14 protein-coding genes and 4 tRNA genes are annotated in these 22868 nt (G+C 44.9%); 12 read left to right on the plus strand and 6 right to left on the minus strand.

Annotated elements, in window-relative coordinates:
* Positions 1–130 precede the first annotated feature (130 nt).
* The 7 genes from Q4Q57_RS20370 (at position 131) to Q4Q57_RS20400 (ending at position 13749) form a co-directional block, all read left to right on the plus strand.
* Positions 131–5392, plus strand: coding sequence for a beta strand repeat-containing protein (locus Q4Q57_RS20370; protein WP_409438203.1), 5262 nt, complete (start codon positions 131–133; stop codon positions 5390–5392).
* 91 nt (positions 5393–5483) lie between these two features.
* A complete protein-coding gene (locus Q4Q57_RS20375) occupies positions 5484–7661 on the plus strand; it encodes a type I secretion system permease/ATPase (protein ID WP_311891869.1) in 2178 nt (725 codons plus the stop codon).
* Entirely contained in the window at positions 7658–9040 is a 1383-nt protein-coding gene (locus Q4Q57_RS20380; RefSeq protein ID WP_106649185.1) for an HlyD family type I secretion periplasmic adaptor subunit, read from the plus strand. The genes Q4Q57_RS20375 and Q4Q57_RS20380 overlap by 4 nt, the downstream gene beginning before the upstream one ends.
* Before the next feature lie 27 nt (positions 9041–9067).
* Positions 9068–10486: a TolC family outer membrane protein gene (locus Q4Q57_RS20385; protein WP_311891870.1), complete on the plus strand. Its 1419-nt coding sequence runs from the start codon at positions 9068–9070 to the stop codon at positions 10484–10486.
* Complete coding sequence (locus Q4Q57_RS20390) at positions 10486–11094, plus strand: OmpA family protein (RefSeq protein WP_311891871.1); 609 nt, start codon at positions 10486–10488, stop codon at positions 11092–11094. Before Q4Q57_RS20385 ends, Q4Q57_RS20390 begins: the two co-directional genes overlap by 1 nt.
* Before the next feature lie 19 nt (positions 11095–11113).
* On the plus strand, positions 11114–11821 hold the full coding sequence (locus Q4Q57_RS20395) for a transglutaminase-like cysteine peptidase (protein ID WP_006083437.1): 708 nt from the start codon (positions 11114–11116) through the stop codon (positions 11819–11821).
* A gap of 8 nt (positions 11822–11829) precedes the next feature.
* Positions 11830–13749 carry an EAL domain-containing protein gene (locus Q4Q57_RS20400; RefSeq protein WP_311891872.1) on the plus strand — a complete coding sequence of 640 codons (1920 nt, stop codon included), beginning with the start codon at positions 11830–11832 and terminating at the stop codon, positions 13747–13749.
* Positions 13750–14109: 360 nt separating this feature from the next.
* Here Q4Q57_RS20400 and Q4Q57_RS20405 read toward each other — a convergent pair.
* The 4 genes from Q4Q57_RS20405 to Q4Q57_RS20420 all read right to left on the minus strand — a co-directional run bounded on the left by Q4Q57_RS20405 (position 14110) and on the right by Q4Q57_RS20420 (position 14558).
* A tRNA-Pro gene (locus Q4Q57_RS20405) sits at positions 14110–14186 on the minus strand.
* A 56-nt stretch (positions 14187–14242) separates the two neighbouring features.
* A tRNA-Pro gene (locus Q4Q57_RS20410) sits at positions 14243–14319 on the minus strand.
* A 33-nt stretch (positions 14320–14352) separates the two neighbouring features.
* A tRNA-His gene (locus Q4Q57_RS20415) sits at positions 14353–14428 on the minus strand.
* A gap of 53 nt (positions 14429–14481) precedes the next feature.
* Positions 14482–14558, minus strand: a tRNA-Arg gene (locus Q4Q57_RS20420).
* 206 nt (positions 14559–14764) lie between these two features.
* Between Q4Q57_RS20420 and Q4Q57_RS20425 the strand changes: the two genes are divergently transcribed.
* On the plus strand, positions 14765–17413 hold the full coding sequence (locus Q4Q57_RS20425) for a diguanylate cyclase domain-containing protein (RefSeq protein WP_311891873.1): 2649 nt from the start codon (positions 14765–14767) through the stop codon (positions 17411–17413).
* A 47-nt stretch (positions 17414–17460) separates the two neighbouring features.
* Here the strand turns inward: Q4Q57_RS20425 and rep are convergent, their stop codons facing one another.
* Entirely contained in the window at positions 17461–19473 is a 2013-nt protein-coding gene (gene rep / locus Q4Q57_RS20430) for a DNA helicase Rep (RefSeq protein WP_311891874.1), read from the minus strand.
* 234 nt (positions 19474–19707) lie between these two features.
* Between rep and ubiK the strand changes: the two genes are divergently transcribed.
* From ubiK to Q4Q57_RS20445, 3 genes are all read left to right on the plus strand, one after another.
* Positions 19708–19962, plus strand: a complete 255-nt coding sequence (ubiK, locus tag Q4Q57_RS20435) for a ubiquinone biosynthesis accessory factor UbiK (protein ID WP_006083441.1) — start codon at positions 19708–19710, stop codon at positions 19960–19962.
* Between the two features lie 96 nt (positions 19963–20058).
* Positions 20059–20403: a hypothetical protein gene (locus Q4Q57_RS20440; RefSeq protein ID WP_259506386.1), complete on the plus strand. Its 345-nt coding sequence runs from the start codon at positions 20059–20061 to the stop codon at positions 20401–20403.
* Between the two features lie 70 nt (positions 20404–20473).
* Complete coding sequence (locus Q4Q57_RS20445) at positions 20474–20821, plus strand: hypothetical protein (RefSeq protein WP_259483709.1); 348 nt, start codon at positions 20474–20476, stop codon at positions 20819–20821.
* On the opposite strand, the gene Q4Q57_RS20450 is transcribed toward Q4Q57_RS20445, so the two are convergent.
* Positions 20818–21990, minus strand: coding sequence for a DNA glycosylase AlkZ-like family protein (locus Q4Q57_RS20450; RefSeq protein ID WP_311891875.1), 1173 nt, complete (start codon positions 21988–21990; stop codon positions 20818–20820). The genes Q4Q57_RS20445 and Q4Q57_RS20450 overlap by 4 nt on opposite strands.
* Positions 21991–22235: 245 nt before the next feature.
* On the opposite strand from Q4Q57_RS20450, the gene Q4Q57_RS20455 reads away from it, so the two are divergent.
* On the plus strand, positions 22236–22766 hold the full coding sequence (locus tag Q4Q57_RS20455) for a hypothetical protein (protein ID WP_311891876.1): 531 nt from the start codon (positions 22236–22238) through the stop codon (positions 22764–22766).
* Positions 22767–22868 lie beyond the last annotated feature (102 nt).

Consider the following 22868-nt stretch of genomic DNA (forward strand, 5'->3'; position numbering starts at 1 on the left):
AGCCCCAGCAGTCAGCATCAGCATCACCGAAGACACCAACAATGACGGCCTGCTCAGTAGTGCTGAGCTCGACGGACAAGTAAACTACGTCGTTATCCTCGGCGCCGGCACTGCCCTGGGCGATACCTTAGTGATTGTCGATCAAGACGGGAGCGAGCTGTTTAACGGCCCTGTCACCCAAGCCATGCTCGACAGCGGTCTGGCGCTGGCAGTGAATGCCCCTGCGGACGGAGCTACCCTAACCCTAACGGCCACTGTCACCGACCCTGCGGGCAACAGCTATTCCGCCCACGACAGTGTCACGATTGATACCACTGCCCCTAATCCTCCAACAGTATTAATCGTTGATGACGGTATACCTGGTGATGGTGTACTTACTCAATCTGAGATTGGTAGTAATGGTGCTGGTGTTCAGATCGAAGTTAATATTGATGCCACTGAGTTTTTAGCTGGAGGGCATGTTAATTTAACGATCAATAACAGTGCAGTCATAACCTCAATTGAGCTTAAAATAGTCGATGTTGGTAACGGGGTTATCGAACTACAATTTGCTGATGGCACTCCCGCAACAAACTTCAGCTACAGTAATGGCATCATTAGCTGGACAGAGTCAACCCCTGAAGCAGGTCAAGATATTACAATCTATGCGACCCAAACGGATGCGGCGGGCAACACTTCAAGTCAGGGCTCAGATACTGCAACGGTCAATTCAGTACCAACGATTAACGTAATTAATAACGTAATTGTTTCAGAGGAAGGTTTGCCCCTAGGTCTACCTGATAGCACTGGAGATACCGATTCGACTAATAGTCCTGACGCCTCTGGGACAGTAAGCATACAAGATAGTAATAATGATAATCTGACCGTTTCACTTTCTGGCCCATCAGGATTATTATCTGGTGGCCAAGCAATTCAATGGAGTTGGGATCCTGTCACGCAAACTTTAACGGGTTATATTGGTACTGCAGGTGAGGCTTCATATACCGAAATTATGACTGCAACACTGACGCCACCGGTTACTGGTAGTTCAGGAAATTGGACCTATGATGTCACGCTTAAAGGTCCTGTCGATCATCCAGATACTGAGACAGAAGACACCTTGTCAGTCAATATTGGCATCAATGTTAATGATGGCCATGGTGGTACATCAACTGGAAGTTTCAATGTCACCATTGAAGATGATGCTCCAGTCATATCACCAATTGCAGCCGTGCAAACCACAACGACAAGTATTCCTGATTCATTGGTGGGTTCATTCTCACTCACTGGTTACAGCGGCAACAATAATTCATTAGATTTCAATGGATTTACTATCAGTGCAAGAGGATTCACTTCGTCAACTAACTCAAATTTAATTGATGCCGCAATCTTTGGTAGTAGTAGTGGGATAGGTGTTAGTAGCGCTGGTGCTCCTTATCATAATCTCGCGAATGAAGTCGATTTCCGTAAATTTGCAGATGGAAGTTCTGCATCTGAAGAAATCATCATTACTCTCGATCCTGGAACTATTGCCTACGGCGTAAATATCCAGTTTTCCCACATGTTTGGTGGCGAACTAGAAGTCGGTGTCGTCGAGTTTTGGCGAGATGGCCAACTTATCGCAACTCAAACATTTAGCTCAGATGCCAGCAGTGGCGACTATGCCGCCAACTTCCAAGCCTTACAAGGGGGTTTTGACACTATGGTCATCAAAGCCCTTGATAATGGCCAGGGCCCAAGTAGCGGTGATAATAGTGACTTCACTGTTACCGCTATTGAGTTTTTAGGCACAACGACTCCACCAGCAATCGCCTTTGCTTCAGGAACTGTTAGCCCTGATTGGGGCGCAGATGGTAAAGGTTCGCTCACCTTACAAGGTAGTGATGAAACCAATTTATTCACGGCAACAGGCAGTGCAATTACCATAACCCAAACGGCAAATACACTGATTGGGGTCGATGCTGCTGGTCACTTGGTATTCAAACTTGAGTTTACCCCAGGTACAGGTCAATGGGACTTCCATCAATATCAAGAGATGTTACAACCTAGCGATGGTGATATTGATTTCAAAGTAAGAGCCACTGATGGAGATGGCGATCATACAGATGGTACTTTCTCTGTTATTCCACAAGTTTATGTTGATACAACGCCACCTTCTGCACCTGAAGTACGCATCATAGATGATGTAAATGATGACGCGTATTTGACGAGTACTGAGATAGGTAGTAATGGCGTTCAAATACAGGTCAAAATTAATGCTAGTGACTTTAATACTGGCGGCAGTGTACATCTAGAAATCGATAATGCAGGTAATAGCAGTACAGTAGACCTCATTCTTGACAATGGCGTACTGAAATTTAGTAATGGTGCTCTAGCAACAGGTTACACCTATACAAATGGTGTTATTACTTGGACAGAGCCTACTCCGACTGCAGGTCAGGCAATCTCAGTCACCGCAACTCAAACTGATAGTGCTAATAATGAATCAGCTGAAGGCACGGATAATGCTACCGTTATTGATGCGACTGACGATCGCTATACCATCGACGAAGATCAGCAGCTAACGGGTAATGTTCTTACCAATGATCAACTCGGCAATCTGAGCATCACTAGCTTCAGAGTCATTTATAACGGTATGCAAACCAGTTTTAACGCAGGGCAAACCGTTACCTTGGCCGTGGGTAGCTTATTAATACAAGCCAATGGTGAATTCCAGTTTATTCCAAATGATAACTGGGCAGGCGAAATGCCAAGTGTCACCTACACAACAAATACTGGTTCCACAGCAGCACTTGATATCACTGTTTTACCTATAGCAGATAAGCCTGTAGTTAACGTTATTCTGACTGATAATGGCATACCGCTATACAGTAACTTTAAGACTTCAGGAATCACTACCGAACAATTCCGTACGGGCGATTTTACTACCGCACCATTTAATACTGGTACGCGTACTATTGATAATACTTCCGGACAAGATCAGTTGCTCGGTACTGGGGGTAACGATCATCTTGTCAGCGCAAATGGCGGCGGTGATCTACTCTACGGTATGGATGGTGATGACATACTCGTCGGCAGTGATGCCGTTCAAGGTGACTCTCTCTATGGCGGAACAGGAAATGATGTTCTTGTTGCTGGTCTAGGTAATGACGGGCTCTACGGTGGTGCAGGAACAGATATCGCCGTACTTCTTGGCAACCGAGCCGACTACATAATAGAGAAAGGCGCAGGCTACTCTAGCAATGATCGTTGGTTCAACTTCTTTGTAACTGAAAATGGCATCGGTGTTACTAAGGCCCTGCATGATGTTGAGTATGTGCAATTCAAGGATGGCATATACGCGATCAATCAAATCACAGGTGAACTCACATTAGAACAGCCTACAGCTGTAGACTATCCAATCGAAATTAATGTGTCACTTGCGGATCGAGACGGTAGCGAAAGCATCGATAGCATTCAGCTCAGTGGTTTACCCGAAGGCACCTTACTCTACAGCAGTAACGGTACCTTAATGGGGACTGCAGATGCAGACGGTAATATTCTTCTAAATCATGGCAGCGTATGGAACAGTGCATCTTTAGATGTCAATCTGACAGGATTAACATTAAGGGTTCCTGGTGAATATGCAGGTCAAGTCAACCTCGTTGTCGAAGCAGTATCAAGAGAGTCAGGTACAGACTTGACCAATACTGCAACAGATGCAGATAGCGTCATTCTTAGCTACTTCAGTGGTCATGAAGGAGAGCCTGGCGATCAAAATCTTAACTTTGGTAATGAGCACAACATTGTGGTCGGCGATTTAGACGGTAGCGTTATTTTGCCAGGTCAAAACTACAATATCGCCTTTATGGTCGATAGTTCTGGCAGTATTGGAAGCACGGCGCTCAATAGCATGACAGCGCAACTTGAACAGGTGTTTACGACACTGAAAAACAGCGCTACCGCTGAAGGCAGCGGCACTGTAAATGTGTTCTTGGTTGACTTTGATGGCATTTCTAAAGGTTGGGTTTCTGTCGATATGAAAGACCCCAATGCCCTGTCGATACTGGAAGATGCATTGGACGACATGCGTTCAGGTGGAAACACCAACTACGAAGATGTATTTAAAACGACCGCCAACTGGTTCTCTGGCATCAGCGGTAACAGTGCCACAAATCTGGCTTACTTTATTACCGATGGCCAAGCTAATGAGTACAACTACAATGAGGGCCAAAACCCTGAGGTTTATAACCCACGCGGAGCAAACAACAGTATTTACCTATCCAGTATCATCCAAAACGGTTATGTATTTGGCAATACATATAGCCAGGATGGACGTACGATCATCAACCAGTACGGTGAAGTATTAAAATGGACCCAAAATAGCAATAATAGTTGGAGCTCAAGTTCAGTTGGCTTTATGCGCCCGGATGGTAATGGAGGTTTCCAATTTGCCAACTTGGGTACAAACGGCACCGGAACGAATGCGAATTCCCAGCAAGGATTTGCTTTCCTATCAACGCTAGGAGTGATTGTTCAGGCCATTGGGATAGGCCCATCACTGGATAGTGAAGATCTTAAGCCATTTGACTCTGACGGTAATGTTCTGACTAACATCAACGCTGAGGATTTAGCAGATGCGATCATTGGTACTCCAATTACCCAACTGCCAGGATCTGATACCATCAACGGTGGTAACGGCGACGATATACTCTTTGGTGATGCCATCAACTTTAACGGTATTAGTGGCCAAGGTTATGTTGCCATCAAAGATTATGTTGCTGATCAGCTAGGGGTAGCCGCAGTTACCGATGCCCAAGTACATAGATATATTACTGAGCATGCATCTGATTTTGACCAATCTGGTGCCAGCGATAAGGCAGATGTTCTTATCGGCGGACAAGGTAATGACATACTTTATGGGCAAGGTGGGAATGATCAGCTTTACGGCGGTAATGGTAATGATCTTATATTTGGTGGTGCTGGTAACGATACTATTATTGGTGGCCTAGGAAACGATAAACTAACGGGAGGGACTGGCTCTGATACTTTCGTCTGGCAGGCTGGCGAGTCAGGAACAGACCATATCACTGACTTTAATATCCATGAAGATAAATTGGATTTACGCGATCTACTTCAAGGTGAAAATACCAACACGCTAGACAGCTATTTGAATTTCAGCCTTAACAGTAGTGGCTCTACAGTGATCGATATTGATGCCAATCAAGACGGTGTCTTTGAACAACATATCATCCTTGATGGTGTTAATTTGTTCGACGAATATGGTAGCACTAACGATGCTGGTATAATTAATGGCTTATTGGGTAGTAATAATGATGGTCCGCTAATCATTGACTCTCAGCCTGTCACACCAGAACCTGTACAAGGAATCGCGCCACTGGATACTAATCCACACCATAATATCATTCCTTAAATAAAATCAGTTCAGATGGCCTATAGAAATATAGGCCATCATGACCGATACTTGCCATAACCATATAAAAATCCAAAGGATAAGTAATTAGGTGTCAGCTGCAGCTTCTGAAAAAATTGACCAATGGACCATTTCAGCCTCGCAAAGAGTCTTAGTGGATCCGCTGCTGGATTGTTTAGTGTTACTCACTGAGCATTTTGGCAACCCATGCTCATGCGACTCGCTTGCGGCAGGTTTACCTTTGTCAGGTGCGGTATTAACACCCGATTTATTACCTCAGGCCGCGTCGAGGGCCGGCCTAGCGGCGAAGTTATCTCGAAAAGGCTTAAACGAAGTATCACCGATATTGCTTCCCTGTATTTTGTTATTAAAAGACAAGAAAGCCTGCATATTGCGTGAACTTGATGTTGAGTCAGATAAAGCGATTATTCAATTACCCGAGACAGGTGGTGAAGAGACGCTAACCATTGAGTCGCTCGAAGCCTTATATGTGGGATATTTATTCTTAGTTAAACAAGAATATCGTGGTGACATGGGCTTTGATGTTTATCTGCATGATAATAAAACCCACTGGCTAGTCCAAACTTTAAAAGATTCTGCCCCCATTTATCGTGATGCATTAATTGCTTCTGTATTAGTGAATTTGTTCGCCTTAGTCTCACCGTTATTTATTATGAACGTGTATGACAAAGTCGTGCCCAACCTTGCCTTTGAGTCCCTGTGGGTGTTAGCGATTGGTGCTTCTATTGCGTATCTGTTTGATCTTGTCATGCGCCAACTCAGAAGCTACCTGATTGATGTAGCAGGTAAAAAAGTAGACATCATAGTGTCTTCTCGCCTATTCGCTAAAGCGATTGGTATCCCCTTAGAAAAACGTTCCCCCAGTATTGGCGGTATGGCAAAACAATTAGGCGAATTCGATAACATCCGTGAAATTTTAACCTCGGCGACGATCACAACCTTAGTCGATCTGCCCTTTGCATTATTTTTCCTAATTATTATTTATATCGTTGCCGGCGATCTCGCCATTGTTCCAGTGATCGGTGGCGCCATCATTATTGGCTTTACACTTTATATCCAACCTAAACTCAAAGCCGCTATCGAAGAAGGCAATAAATTTTCAAGCTTGAAACATGGGCATTTAATCGAGAGTTTATCGGCACTAGAGTCAATCAAAGCCAATGGTGCCGAAGGGATAGTACAAAAAAGCTGGCAACAGATGATAGGCCACAGTGCCAACTGGCAATTGAGGTCAAAAAAGCTCTCCAACTCTGTCTCGAACGTGGCTAACTTCACAGTGCAATTTACCGTTGTTTGCGTCGTCATTTTAGGTGTTTATCGCGTGGCCGATAATGCAATTTCTATGGGCGGAATTATTGCGGCCGTTATGTTATCGAGCCGAGCTATTTCACCTATGGCACAACTTGCAGGCCTGATGACCAGAGCAAACCACACTGCCAGCGCACTGCGTCAGCTTAATGAAATCATGACTCAAGAAGATGAGTTTGAAAATAAAGGGCATTTGGTTAGCAAACAAAGGCTAATAGGTAAAATCAATGCTGATCATGTCGGCTTTGCTTACCCTGGTTCAGAAAAACCAGTACTCCATCCAATGTCACTGACCATAAATCCCGGCGAGCGTATTGCAATTATCGGCCGTAATGGTTCAGGTAAAAGTACCCTTGCCAAGTTATTGGTTGGGTTATTTCAACCGACAGCAGGAAGCCTGCGTTATGACGGTTTAGACTCAGCACAGATCCATCCGAGTGATTTACGCCGTAATTTTGGTTATTTGCCCCAAGATGTGACCCTTTTCCACGGTTCGATTCGGGACAATATTTTATTTGGTACACGCCAAGTCACTGAGCACCAATTAATCCGTGCCGTACAGCTTTCTGGAGTGAGTCAATTTACCAACCTAGAAGCAGAGGGGTTAGACCAACAAGTCGGCGAAGGCGGCATGTCGCTCAGTCGCGGACAAAGACAAACCGTTGCCCTTGCTCGTGCCACACTCAATGACCCTCCAGTGCTATTGATGGATGAGCCCACCGCCAGCTTGGATGCGCGCGCGGAACAACAATTTATTCGCTCAATGCAGAATGTCAGCAAAGACAGAACCTTAATTCTTATTACCCATAAGATGCATCTGCTGCAGCTCGTCGATCGCATTATCGTACTCGAACGCGGCCATGTGGTCGCTGATGGTCCCAAGGCAGAAGTGTTAGAAAAACTCAATTTTGGCCTCGTGAATGGAGAAGCTAAAAGATGAGTAAAAATCTAACCGCGAATGACTTAGACATGGTTGATGATGTCTACGGCGCCATGATGACTGACGCCCCTAGCGGGCACAGATTAATCATATGGGCACTTGCAGCTATGGTTGTGTGTTTTTTACTGTGGGCAGGGTTTGCTAAATTAGACAAGGTCACCACTGGTTCGGGGAAAGTCATCCCCTCATCACAAGTCCAAGTCATCCAGAGTTTAGATGGCGGCATCATGCAAGAGCTATATGTACAAGAAGGTGAAATGGTAACGAAAGGCCAACCTTTAGTACGTATTGATGATACCCGCTTCCGCTCTGATTTTGCTCAGCAAGAGCAAGAGGTTTTGGGCTTAAAAACCAATGCTATTCGTATGCGCGCGGAACTCGATAGCATTCTCATATCAGACATGACATCAGACTGGCGCGAGCAAGTGCTCGTTACTAAAAAAGCCTTGGTATTTCCTGAGAGCATCATTACCGCGGAACCTGCCTTAGTTAAAAGGCAGCAAGAAGAATACAACGGACGGTTAGATAATTTAAGTAACCAACTTGAAATCTTGGTCCGTCAAATTCAACAAAGACAACAAGAAATTGATGATCTTGCGTCTAAAACAACGACATTAACCACCAGTATGCAGCTGATCTCCCGTGAGCTTGAGCTCACTCGGCCGTTAGCTAAAAAAGGTATCGTTCCTGAAGTTGAACTACTCAAACTTGAACGTACTGTGAACGATTTGCAAGGCGAATTGAATTCAATGCGCCTACTGCGCCCTAAAGTCAAGGCGGCGATGGATGAAGCCATCTTAAAACGCCGTGAAGCTGTATTCGTCTATGCCGCCGATCTACGCGCACAGCTTAATGAAACCCAAACCCGCCTGTCTCGCATGAATGAAGCACAAGTGGGTGCACAGGATAAAGTCAGCAAAGCGATTATCACCTCCCCAGTTAATGGCACCATTAAAACCACTCATATCAATACACTCGGCGGCGTTGTGCAACCAGGTGTCGATATTATCGAAATAGTGCCATCGGAAGATCAGCTACTGATTGAAACTAAAATCTTGCCTAAAGACATCGCCTTCTTACACCCAGGATTGCCGGCAGTGGTAAAGATTACCGCCTATGATTTTACCCGCTATGGTGGTCTTAAAGGAACCGTTGAGCACATCAGCGCTGATACGTCTCAAGATGAAGAAGGTAATAGTTTTTACCTCATTAGAGTCAGAACCGCAGAATCCAGTTTAACCAAAAACGATGGCACACAGATGCCAATTATTCCGGGAATGTTGACTTCGGTTGACGTTATCACGGGGCAAAGATCCATACTTGAGTACATTTTAAATCCAATTTTAAGGGCTAAGGACACAGCGCTCAGAGAGCACTAAGCCTTTTTATAAACCGGGAGGTTGGTCATGAAGACTTCAGCAAAACGACAATTTCAATGTTCAAAGATAGCCATAGTGCTGTCATTAATTCTGTTACCTTTATCGGCTCAAAGCCAGACGTTAGAGCAAGCCGTTGCACATACGCTTGATACGAACCCTGATTTACGTGTTGCCTTCAACCGCTTTAAAGCGCGCGAAGAACAAGTTAATCAAGCAATAGCAGGTTATATGCCGACGATTGATGTCAGTGGCGGCTACGGCTACGAACAAACTGACAGCGTGTCGACTCGTAGACGACCAAATGTCGGTGATGTCGATAGCAAAGGAGTTGCGGAATTAAACCGCGGAGAGTTTGGTGTTAGCCTAAAACAAATGCTCTTCGATGGTTTCTATACTAGCAGTGAAGTTGATCGTTATAGCTTTGAAGCCAGTGCAGACCAATGGGCGCTGCTTGCTGCAGCTGAAGATATGGCGCTCGATGTCACTAAGGTATACCTCAACTATTTGCGCACTGATGAAGTGCTGAAATTAGCAGAGAAAAACCTTAACAGCCATAAAGAAATTTATGACCAAATCAAGCAACGTACCGATTCAGGTTTAGGTTCAATCGCAGACCTATCCCAAATCACGGGACGCTTAGCGCGGGCTAATGCCAACGTGATTTCTGCTCGCAACAATTTACTTGATGCAAAAGCGCAGTACATCAGAATTGTAGAGTCGGCACCAGCAGACTTAATCTTACCTGTGCCCGATGCAGAGATGCTGCCAAAAGATCTAAGCTCTGGCATTATCGCAGCACAGGAGAATCACCCCATACTCAAATCTGCAGCAAATGATATTAGTGCCGCCGAGAATGAACGTTCATCAGTACAGTCTAATTACTACCCTCAAGTTTCTTTGGAGCTGAACGGTAATTGGAATAATGATGTCGGCGGCGAAGATGGTATCTCTGGCGCTGGCGCATTCCGTAGTGATGTGGGTGGCTATAGCAATGATTTAATGGCCATGGTTCGAGTAAAATATAACTTATTCTCGGGTGGTAAAGATCTCGCCCGTGAGAAAGAAACAGCATACAAACTTGGTGAAGCCAAAGAAATCCGTCAACGCGCTCAGCGCGAAGTCGTTGAAGGCGTGAATTTGGCTTGGAACGCATTTGAATTACTGGCACCTCAAAAGCAATACATCCGAGACCATGTTATAGCCGCAAAGGATACCCAATCTGCCTATGCCCAACAGTTCAATTTAGGCCAACGCAGTCTTCTCGACTTATTGGATACCGAAAATGAACTCTTCGAGGCGCGTAAAGACTATTTACAGGCAGAGTATGATGAAATCATTGCTAAGTATCGCGTACTCAATTCTACCGGACGCTTATTAGACTCTCTCAGAGTCACTAGGCCCGATGCATGGCGTGGAGAGCGCAACTATGTAGGAGGAGCTAACTAATGAAAACTATCACATTTTTTCTCAGTGTCATTCTTTTAGCTGGTTGTTCAATGCGCGATACAGTTAATATTGACGAAATGACCACAACTCAAGCCTATGATCTATCAGATAAAGATAGAGATGGGGTCATTGAGGCCCGTGAACGCTGTAATGATACCGCTCAAGGCGCCGGCATTGACAACTATGGCTGTGGCAAAATCAAAGCGATTAATGAGCGTAAAGAGTTAAGCATTTTATTCCCAAATGATTCTGCTTATATTGCACCAGAGTACTATCCTCAAATTGAGGAGGTTGCAGTATTTTTACAACAATTCCCAACGACTAAAGTGACTATTGAAGGGCACACTAGTCGTACAGGAACTGATGAACGCAACTTAGTATTATCGCAAGAACGTGCCGATGCAGTGACAGCTGTGCTAGCCGAACGCTTCAGCATAGATAGAAGTCGATTAACAGCTATTGGATATGGCCCTAGCCGCCCAGTGGTGTTAGAGCGTACTCCTGAAGCTGAAATTCGTAACCGTCGTGTCGTGGCAGAAGTCACAGGTGATGATACGGCAACAGACATGAAATGGACGATTTACTCGGTCGATGACAACACACAATAAAGGACTCACACATTAGGTTATGAACGGCAGACTTGGTTATAAACATTCATTATTGCGAGTCTGCCGCTTTAGCCTCATAGCGTCAGCCTTAGGCATATGCTGCCTATATGCTGCCCCCACACAAAACCTTGATGAAGGGAAGATCACTTCAACCCTTGAAAAACATTATGGTGAGCGTGCGGGGATGCGAGCTAGGGCTTGGTTCAAAGTTTTATCGGAAGCAAGTACGCTAGATGAAAAAGAAAAGCTATTGAAAGTAAATAACTTTTTCAACTTATTCCGCTTTATTGATGACAGTAAATTATGGGGTGAGTCAAATTATTGGGCAACGCCGATGGAGTTTATTGGCGTGAATGGTGGTGACTGCGAAGATTTTTCGATCGCTAAATACTTCACCTTGCTCCAACTTGGCGTGCAAGAGGACAAGATGCGGATCACTATGGTTAAAGCGACTACGGTGAATCAATACCACATGGTATTGGCTTACTATGAGACACCAGCATCGATCCCCTTAGTTCTCGATAATCTTGATCATGAAATAAAGCCTGCCACCAAAAGAAAAGATCTACTACCTGTTTATAGCTTTAACGGTAAACAGTTATGGCTCAATAAAGAGCAAGGTCGAGGTGTACTAGCGGGTTCGTCAACACGGCTAGAAAAATGGAACGATCTTAACCATAGATTAGGTGTTGACCGCCTTAGACAACCAAAATTAAAACTGGAGTAGCACCAAAAATGACACTGTTTAGACAGATTTATTCGCTGCTTTTTAGCCTATTTTTGCTCGTAGTTGCAAGCCTTGGCTATGTGCAATTTACTGAGACTCAAAGCTTTTTAACCAAGCAAATGGAGTCAGATCTAAACAATGCCAGCACTTCACTTGGTCTAATGCTTACTCCAGCACTTCAAGCTGGCGATACCGCAGCGGCAGAAACCTTAGTGAATGTCATCTTCGAAGGTGGCTATTATCAAAATGTAAAGCTGACATGGATGGTGGATGGTAAGCAACAAGAGTGGAATAACCCTTTAAGAATTGAAGATGTACCTCAATGGTTTATCAATTTAAATCTATTTAAAACCATCAAAAAACAAAGCACTATCACTTCTGGCTGGTTGCAACTCGCGCAACTTGAGATCACCGCTCATCCTGGGTTTGGTTACCATGAGCTGTGGCGAATCATGTCCAATACGATCATTGCCTTCTCACTACTTTTCCTCGTAGCCATTTTTACCGCAAGAATTGGTTTAACGTGGATATTGAAACCTCTACACACTTTGTCGGAACACGCGAAAAGTATTGCGGCACGCCAATTTGGCCCAGACATGGCATTACCTAAGACCACTGAATTGAAAGACTTAGTGACCGCATTTAACAGTATGTCGGCGCAGTTGAAGCAAGTGTTTCATTCCCTCGACGAAGAAGTCGGCGCATTACGTAAGAAGAATCTTGTCGATCCTGCGTCAGGCCTGCCTAACCGCCAATATGTGGTGAGCCGTTTAAATGGTTGGTTGAGTGAACCTAGCAGCGGCGCGTTATTCCTTGCTAAACTCGACTGGCTCGAAGAAGTGCACAGCAAATATGGCTACCAAGTTCGAGATGAAACCATACGGATCTTAGCAGAGAAGTTTCAGCTGCAGTTAAACGAAATAACACCGTCTGTTATAGGCCGCATTGCCGCCTATGAATTTGCATTTTTAGTGACTGATGTTGAACACGATCAAATCAGCAAATATTTACAAACGCTTATCCGCACCATCAACCAAGAAATGTCGAAGGCGGGCTGTAAGCCTAATGAAGACTTTGCGATTGGTATTGCGGAGCGTATTGGGCAAATGAATGTGTCGGATATTTTGGCCCAAGCCGACAACGCCCTTCAAAAAGCGTTACAAGAGAATAAAACATTCCATTGGTTTGAAACCACAGAGCAGCAACTATTCACCCGTGAACAGTGGCGGGATAACCTTAGCCATGCCATCAGTAATAAGAAGTTTAAGTTTAGATGGCAACCTATCCAGTTTTGCGATGGCGATGGCATAGCGCAGCGGGAATTATATTGCCAATTAGAGCTCGGCGATCAACTCGCCCATGCAGGGCAATTTATGCCTTATATCGAGCTCTTATCTCTCGGTGCCTTGCTCGATAAATGCTTGATTGAAACCGTCTACGAGCAAAAACTACTAGAGCGTAGCTATGAACCGCTCGCGATTAACTTAACCCATCAAAGTATTAACGATCCTCAGTTCCATGAGTGGCTCAATCACTTCTTACGTAATGCCGCATTTATTGAGCGGATCTGCTTCGAAATCCCTGAGGCAGGCGTTTATAGCGATCTTAAGTCGTGTCAGCACTTATGTAACATTATTCGTGATAATGGTGCTAAGTTCGGCATTGACCACTTTGGCCGCCAGTTTGGCTCTATGTCTTATCTACAGGAATTAAGACCGAGTTATGTAAAACTCGATCAATCCTTCGCCTACTATGATGAGACACACCATAATAGTGAGCTCTGCCGCGCGCTAATCAACGTAGCGAAAGGATTAGATATTCAAGTCATAGTGACGGGTATTCAAGAACAAGCTCAGCTAGAGCGCTTTAACGAGCTTAGAACAGATGCCTATCAGGGCTTTATCGCCCCTCCGGTGAATCTTGATTAAGCCAAATTAAGAAGTGATATTAAAAGTAAAAAGCTCCGTAAGGAGCTTTTTACTTTTCTAACGACAGAATGGCTATATCGATACCGTTGGACATCTGTATTGCCTACATAGAGTTTAAGCAAACGCATAAACAATTTCTATATGAAGCTACATTGCACAAATACAAAAAAGCCCCAGTGTATTCATTAAGAATGCTGAGGCTTTTTTTACTTATTTGGTCGATGCGCTGAAAGAGTGAGGATTCGACCTCTGCTTTCTGGCAATAAGGCTTCTAATACCAATCAAGATACAAACAGCAAACCGCAGATGCAAAAAAGCCCCAGTGTATTCATTAAGAATGCTGAGGCTTTTTTACTTATTTGGTCGGTGATAGAGGATTCGAACCTCTGACCCTCTGGTCCCAAACCAGATGCGCTACCGGGCTGCGCTAATCACCGTAAACTGTTCACTATTTACTTAACTTACATTAAGCTCGCTAGCTATGCGAAGAATTTGGTCGGTGATAGAGGATTCGAACCTCTGACCCTCTGGTCCCAAACCAGATGCGCTACCGGGCTGCGCTAATCACCGAGAATATCAATCTTTATATCAAAGCAAACGAAATGGGGTGACTGATGGGGCTCGAACCCACGACAACCGGAATCACAATCCGGGACTCTACCAACTGAGCTACAATCACCACTGACTTTCACTTATCTTGCTAACCTAAAAGCTCACAACTCTGTTCGGAATTGGTGCGCCCAAAAGGATTCGAACCTTCGGCCTCACCCTCCGGAGGGGTGCGCTCTATCCAGCTGAGCTATGGGCGCTCGCCTTGGTTAGCGCCGCATATACTAGGGTCAAATCCCCTTTGAGTCTATAGCTGTTTTGCACTTTTTTTACTGACTGCTCAAGTTTTATCACATTAGCTGACTTTTAAAGCAAAATGCAGCCAAAATATGGCTTGGATGTTACAGTATTTCATGCTAATTATAGAGATTGGTAAAAACAACCCTATATTTAACTAGTGAGTATCATGTTTAAGGATGAAGATGAAACTGGCCAGCCTCGTATAAATGAAGCTGAACGCTTACGCAAAAAAATTATTCGCTTAAAACAATTAGCGCATAAGTATAAGCATGCTGAGATCATTCAAAACGCATTACTCGAAATATCCAATATTGCGACCCATGCTTCTTCACTCGAAGAATTCTATGTCGGTGTGCATAGCCACCTAAAACAACTCATTCCCGCTGATAATTTTTTTATTTCAACCCTCGATGTCAGCACTGGCGAGCTTGCTATCCCTTTTTTCGCCGATGAGAAAGATGCGCATCCTGCGGAGCTTTATCCTGAACAATCCTTATCAACATTATTACAGCAGGGATTAACGGGCTACGTTCTTAGAACGGGTAAGGCTTTGTTATGTGATAATGACAAAGTCAATGAACTCATTGCCGCAGAGGAAATCGTTAACTTAGGTTCTCCCTGCCATTTATGGCTTGGCGTGCCCATTAAACACGATGACATAGTAACCGGAGTGTTAGTCGTACAAACCTACGACACAAATGTCAGCTATGGGGAAATCGAACTCGAGTTGATGACCTTCATTTGTCACCATATATCAGGAGTAATGGAACGGCTCAAGCATCAGGAACAATTAGAACAAGCCATCCAGCAAAGAACCAGAGAACTCAGCCAAGCCTACGACAAATTAAAACTAGAAGTCTATGAAAGACGCAGAGCTGAGCGCTTACAAAAATCACTGTTCGAAATTGCCGAACTAGCCAGTTCCAGTGCCGACAACCCAGACTTTTATGCCCAATTGCATAATGTCATTCGACACCTCATTCCCGCCAACAATTGCTATATCGCGCTTTTGGATGACACAGAAACTCATCTCACGTTCCCCTTTTATGTCTCGCAATTAGCCAATAAGCATCCAGGAACTCGGCCGCTACAGGATGGCTTAACCGAATATGTACTCAAACATAAGCGCCCATTACTGTTAGATCAAAATAGTATCAATGCGTTAATTGCCTCTGGCGAATTGTATTCCCAAGCGCCAGCGTTAAACCACACTCAAACTATGCATCAATGGATTGGCATCCCCCTCTTTATCCATGATCAAGTACGTGGTGCCTTGACGATTTACAGTTTTAGCATGACGCAAAATTACCAAGTCAAAGACTTAGAATTACTGACATTTGTCTCGCAACACATTGGTTCTGCTATTGAGAAGAAACTGTCCGCAGAGTCCTTGCAACGCAGTTATGAAGAGCTAGAAGAAAAAGTCATCGACCGCACAAAAGCGTTAGCCGAACTCAATCAAAACCTTGAAAAAGAAATTCAACAACGCCGCAGTATGGAAGCTAAGCTAGTTCACGACGCTAAACATGATGCGCTCACAGGCTTGCCTAACCGCGCTATGTTTATGGAACGCTTATCTCAAGCCATTAAGCACGTCCGTCGTCATAGCTTAGAACAGTTTGCCCTGCTCTTTATCGATCTCGACCGCTTCAAACAGATTAACGACACTATGGGGCACTTAGAAGGCGATAAATTCTTAATTGAGACTGCAAGCCGCCTCAAGTCCTGCATTCGTGATAACGACACTTTAGCGCGTCTGGGTGGCGATGAGTTCGTCATCCTGCTCGATAGTATTAACAACATCAACGACGCAAGAGACGTATCAGAAAGAGTGATCCAAAAAATATCCCAGCCCTATCGATTCGGCACGATGGAATTTAACTCTGGCGCCAGTATAGGTATTACCATCAGTGGTAAACATAAAGTCGATACCAGTGAATCTATGTTGCGTAACGCAGATACAGCCATGTATCAAGCGAAAGCCAACGGTAAGGGTTGCTATGTTATTTTTGATGATAACGCCCAACATCAAGTCATGCAGGATGTCGAGTTAGAAACAGAATTTAGACAGGCATTACACCATGCCGAAATCGAACTCAGTTATTTACCTGTCATCGATTTTAACACTGGTCAAGTGCATGCATTAGAAAGCCGTCTGTTCTGGCAACATCCACAGCGTGGACTTTTACAACAAGAACAACTCAGTGCACTTGCTGAACAATCACATCTTACCGTTGAACTCGATAAATATACGATCAGCATAATAGATCGCACTTATATTGAGCTGCTCAAGCAACATGATGAATCTATTGAATTACATGTGATGCTTTCGAGCCAACATCTCAAGCATAAGCATGTACTGCGCAGTTTGAAAAACACCCTCAAGCAAACTCAGTTAAACCTGAGCCATTTGTGGTTATTCTTCAATGAAAAAGCGCTAGTGCAGGAGACTGAAAATCATATCAATGGCTTTGAATTGTTGCAGAAACTCGGGGTGAAACTCGGTATCAGTCATTACGGTAGCGGCTATAGTGCATTAAATAGCTTATTGTTTTTGCCGATTAAAGGCTTAAAGCTCGACGCCAATCTCACTAAACAGATACACGCTGAACAGCAGCTTAAATTAATGTCCGCTTATCAAAAAACGGCATCAACCTTAGAACTGCAAACCTTTGTCGATGGTATTGATAGTCCTGAACAAAAACGTATCTTCAGTGAACTGGGTTATCAGCTGGGTCAGGGGGCTGCTTTAGCCGACACTTTTACCTTAAGTGACACCCAATCACAGATCTGTACTCAGCTCGAATATGCCTAGATAAAACCCGAGCGATTGACTTTAAATAACAGTAAGCGAAACGCTCGTTATTTTTTAAACATATCCCTTAAGCTAGAAATATTGGCTCGCCCTGTCTGCATCCGCTCCTGCTCCGTTTGCTGTGGTTTACGATTTTCCCACACCACATCATCTTGAGGTAACTCAAGTAAGAAACGGCTCGGCTCACAACGCATGGTTTCACCAAATTGACGTCTTTCACGGCAGAGGGTAAACCACAGTTCTCGCTGGGCCCGAGTGATGCCCACGTAGGCTAAGCGACGCTCTTCATCGACATTGTCTTCATCTATGCTAGTTTGATGAGGCAAGATCCGCTCCTCCACTCCCACCATAAACACAAACGGGAACTCTAAGCCCTTAGAAGCATGCAAGGTCATCAACTGCACCTGATCGCCGCCTTCGTCCTCGCTATTGCGCTCCATCATGTCTCTGAGCGTCAGTCGAGTCACAACCTCAGGCAAGGTCATTGGCTCATCTAATTCATCACCTGCGAGCATCTCAGTTACCCAACGGTATAGCTCTGAGATATTCTTCATCCGCATTTCAGCGGCTTTGGCACTCGTGCTGGTTTCGTATAGATAATCTTCATAATTGATCTTACGGATCAAATGCTTCACAGCCTCGACAGGTTCACCGCGCTCTGCATGATCCCCGGTCTCGACAATGAAACGACCGAATTGATACAGGGATGACATGGCCGCCGGCGGCAAATGATGATTGAGTTCAGGCTCAAAAATCGCCGCAAACATAGAAATATGCTTCTCATTAGCGAAATTACCTAAGCGCTCTAAAGTCGATGGGCCTATGCCACGTTTAGGCAAGTTAACGATGCGCAGAAAAGCATTATCATCATCGGGATTCACCACCAGCTTTAGATAGCCCATGATGTCTTTGATTTCAGCACGGGCGAAGAATGACGTGCCACCACTCAATTTGTAAGGAATACGGTTCGTCATCAGCGCGCGCTCGAGTAACCGCGATTGATGGTTGCCGCGATACAGAATCGCATAGTCGCCAAACTGAGTACGGCCAACAAACTTGTGTCGCACAATTTCCGCGACCACACGTTCTGCCTCTTGCTCCTCGTTGGCGGCAAATAGCACCCGCAGCGGCTCCCCATAGGCAAGCTCACTAAAGAGCGCTTTATCGTAAACATGGGGATTGTTCGCGATAAGAATGTTAGCAGCCCGCAGGATCCGTTGACTAGAACGGTAATTCTGCTCGAGCTTAATTAACTTAAGCTGCGGAAAATCCGTACCCAATAACACTAAGTTTTGTGGTTTAGCGCCGCGCCATGAATAGATGGACTGATCGTCGTCACCCACTACGGTAAAGCGCGCCCGATCACCCACTAACAGCTTTACCATTTCATATTGGCTGGTATTGGTATCTTGATATTCATCCACCAGCAAGTATTGGATCTTGGTTTGCCAGCGGGTACGCACTTCTTCATGGTGTCGCAACAATAAGGTTGGCATCAGAATCAAATCGTCAAAATCTAAAGCGTTATAGGCTTTCATGTGCTGGGCATAACGCTGATACAACATAGCAAATAAGTGCTGTTGCTCATCTTTAGCAATTTTGCGTGCGTGCTCGGGAATAATTAAGCCGCCCTTCCAGTTTGAAATCGTACTGGCGAGCGCTTTAAGTAAATCTTTATCCTCATCTAACTCGTCTTGGGTTAACTCTTTGAGTAGCGCTAAGGTATCTTGATCATCAAACAGCGAAAAACCCGGTTTTAAACCTAAGACCTTATGCTCGCGTTTAATGATCTCAAGCCCTAAGGTGTGGAAGGTTGAAATCCACAGGCCTCTGGCCTCTTTGCGTCCCATGGACTGAGCGACCCGCTCTTTCATCTCACGGGCAGCCTTGTTGGTGAAGGTCACCGCCGCAATATTGCGCGCCTTATAGCCGCACTTTTCGACCAAGTAAGCGATTTTATTGATAATGACGCGCGTTTTACCACTGCCCGCACCCGCCAATACTAGGCAAGGGCCTGAAACATAATGAACAGCATCGTTTTGGGCGGGATTGAGTTTCATCTTTGCGCAATATCCAAACAAGTCGACAGAAAGGGATGGGATCATAGCAGAATCGGCGGTTTTAAGGCTAACAAATCCCCGCTTGGTCTGAGCAGAACTCAACCCAATAGGCATGCTTGGCCGTGATTTAAGCCTCAACAACGACTCACTAAAGCCATGGCGCGTTAGCTTTACTTTTGAAACCTAACGCACTGAGTTACAATCGAGCTATTCATTGAAGAGGCGGACAAGATAATGATCAATCCAAAGAAAATTGAAGAAATGGCGAAACAGCTGAGCGAAAGTTTGCCCAGCGGTCTGAAGCAATTTGCCGGTGAATTTGAAGAGCGCAGCAAGCAAGTTCTGCAAAATCAATTACTCAAGTTGGATATGGTTTCCCGTGAAGAATTTGATGTGCAGCAACATGTGCTACTGAAAACCCGCGAAAAGTTAGAAGCGCTGCAAGCTCAAGTCAATGAGTTAGAAAAAAAGCTCAACGCTGCGGGCTAACTTACGTTACGCATATTGAATAAAGCACGGTGAGCGAAAGCGTAACTGTGCTTTATTGTTTTTAACGCTTCGAGCAGTGCGTCTCTTGGGGAAACAATGCAGCAACTCGCCAGCTATATTCTTGCGATTCACGGATACCCAAGCTTAGTGTCGATAGTGAGCCATTCGAGTAAAAGCCATAGCTATCAAGATGACGACCTCACTATTCATGAAATAGAAACGCTGTATCACTTCGATAATGGCGTGGTGATCTGCCAGCAAACCGAACAAGATCAACTCATGATTGAGGCGGCATCAGACAGTGTTTGCGAAGACTATTGGATAAACTATCGGGTGATAGCATCGAGCGGAATCGTTATTTCACCGCAGCAGAAATCCTTCAGTAACCTTTGCCAACAGGGATTCTGGCTCAAAATGCAACGGGATCGTAGCTCAATATAGACCCGCAAAATAGACCAGCAAGCCTGCGTAATTGAGGTAAAGCATCAACAGAGGGAAGACGATAAGCGTGATGGAAACCGCAGTGGAATTGACGACTTTTGAGAACCTAATACGCTGGACATTACTCCTGCTTGGTGGCCTGCCGCTACTCACTTATCCCGGAGTACTCCTCGCCAGTTTGATGGGACTGGCCAGTCAATCAAGTATCAAACCCGCTTTTATCACTCGATTAATGAATCAGTGTTTTCTGTGGGGCAGCCTAGCTTATCCTGCCATATATATTCCCTGCTATCGCATCGCAAGCGATAGCACAGCCTCGTCACCCTTAGTCACCGCAGCCTTGCCACTGCTGTATCTCATTTTACTCTATGGTTGCTTTCGCTTTATGGACATTCCAATTAAAGCGACTGATGACTAACACTTTTGTTGCCGTGCGTACTTCTGCTTAAGGCCTTTATGATTTGCTTTAACTAACTTCCAGCGATCGCAACCGTTAAAGCGGGCATATTCACTGACGGCGATATCAAATGCAGCACAGAAATCCTCATCTAGGCCATTCACCATCACGCCCGCTTCTAAGGTCAATTGCTGCAATAACAAGATGCCCGTTTGGCGATCGGCTTTCACATCCACGCGGCCGACAAAAGTATCGCGCCACAGAATCGCTAAAGAATAATAACCATACCGACGCTTTTCGGCGGGCACATAGACTTCAATTTGATAATCAAAATCAAACCATTGCTTCAGCCGTTGTCGTTGGATTAATAAATTATCGAAGGGATTTAGCAGCCAGACTTTATTGGGTAATAGCGCATTAAGCTGCAATGCAGGGTGGTAAAAGTAGCTTTGCCCCGCCGCCTTAAAACTCGCTAATCCCCCCTGTAACTGCATCTCTGCCAGCTCTTGGGCTACTGCTGATTTTAAGCCTTTGCGGAGATAAGCTATTTGCGCCGCAGTACCAAAGGCATGGGCATAGAGATAACGATCAATCAGATAGCGGGTAAATTCAGCCTCTGTCGGTGCTTTGGCATTTATGTCTTGTGGTAACACCCGCGCAGTGAGATCGTAAACCTTCTGGAATTTCTCTCGCCGCACCACCATCAGCTCACCACGCATAAAGAGCTGCTCTAGGGCTTTTTTCGCAGGTTTCCAATCCCACCAGGCACCATTTTTACCTTCACTGTGTTCAAAATCACTGGCCTTGAGCGGCCCTTCTGCAAGGATTCTCGCCCGCACTTCCTGCATCACTTTATCATCGGATTCAAACCAATGCTTACCGCCATTTTGCAACTGTTGTTTACGTTGCAAACTAAACCGGTAATCGGCAATCGGTAAATAAGCCGCCGCATGGGACCAATATTCAAAAATCTCACCTTTAGCCAAAGCCGAATCGAGCATCTTCGGCTGGTATCCAGGCATACGGCTATGCAATACATGGTGATGCGCCCGTTCAACCACATTAATCGAGTCGATTTGCACATAACTGAGGCGCGAGATAGTCTCAGCCACCGAGGTCTGTGGCTGCAATAATCCTTGCTGCTGCATCGTTAATTGCAGCCATTCGCGGGGTGAAAAGGGATTAGACATCTCGTTTCCTAAGGTAAAACCTGCAAACACTAAGCCCAACAGACAAAACTAAGATTCTAAAAAATGCTGATGTAGTTTGTATCTTTCAAATGAGCCCCTAAAATACACCGCAAACCAGCTCATGCAGCGCGCTGTTCGGATAACATAAGCCATTTATAACTTAACGGCTATCGCTTTACAGCCTTGTGAGTTACACGGCTCAAGGTAGCGCCGACCGCGCGCTGACGCCTCATTAAGGATTGATGATGAATCTCTACTATCGCCAAGCACAACTCTGCGGCCGCAAAACGGGCAATGGCGCTAAGCTGCCATTTTTAATGAATATCTTGTATTCACTTGCCGCTAAAAATGGCGATCACCAGCCCTTTTCAATGGATGACATTAACGCCGTATTGTTCAATCAACATCATTCCATTGGTTGCTCTATCAAAGCGCCGCTACCGATAGTGAGTTGGCGCACCGAAGCAATCTGGTATGAGTTATTTAAAGGTGAAGAGCTGGTTTATCTGCCCCAATGCATCATCTTTAGCAATGGCGCCATCGCCTATGTCATTGTCGTCATAGGTGATGAGTATGAGCTGCGTATTTGGCCCGATTACAGTAACCGTGAGCGGGAAAAACAGCACTGGTTTTCCCACCATGCCGTAGTCTATTCCGCCGAACTTGACGTCTTTAAGCAAAGCTTCGAAGCACTGCTTAAGCACATTCGAAAAGAAGATGACTACGAGAAAAAACACCCCAAATTTGGCAAAGACACCCCACTCTCAGATTTATAAACGGGATAAATGAGTTTAGATTTAGCGGTAATTGCCATAATTTTGCCACTATTGATCAGCAACTTGCCCGCAACTCTTACGGGGAAATCTGTTTTAATACCC

This window comes from Shewanella sp. SP2S2-6 (assembly GCF_031931965.1).
GTDB lineage: Bacteria > Pseudomonadota > Gammaproteobacteria > Enterobacterales > Shewanellaceae > Shewanella > Shewanella baltica.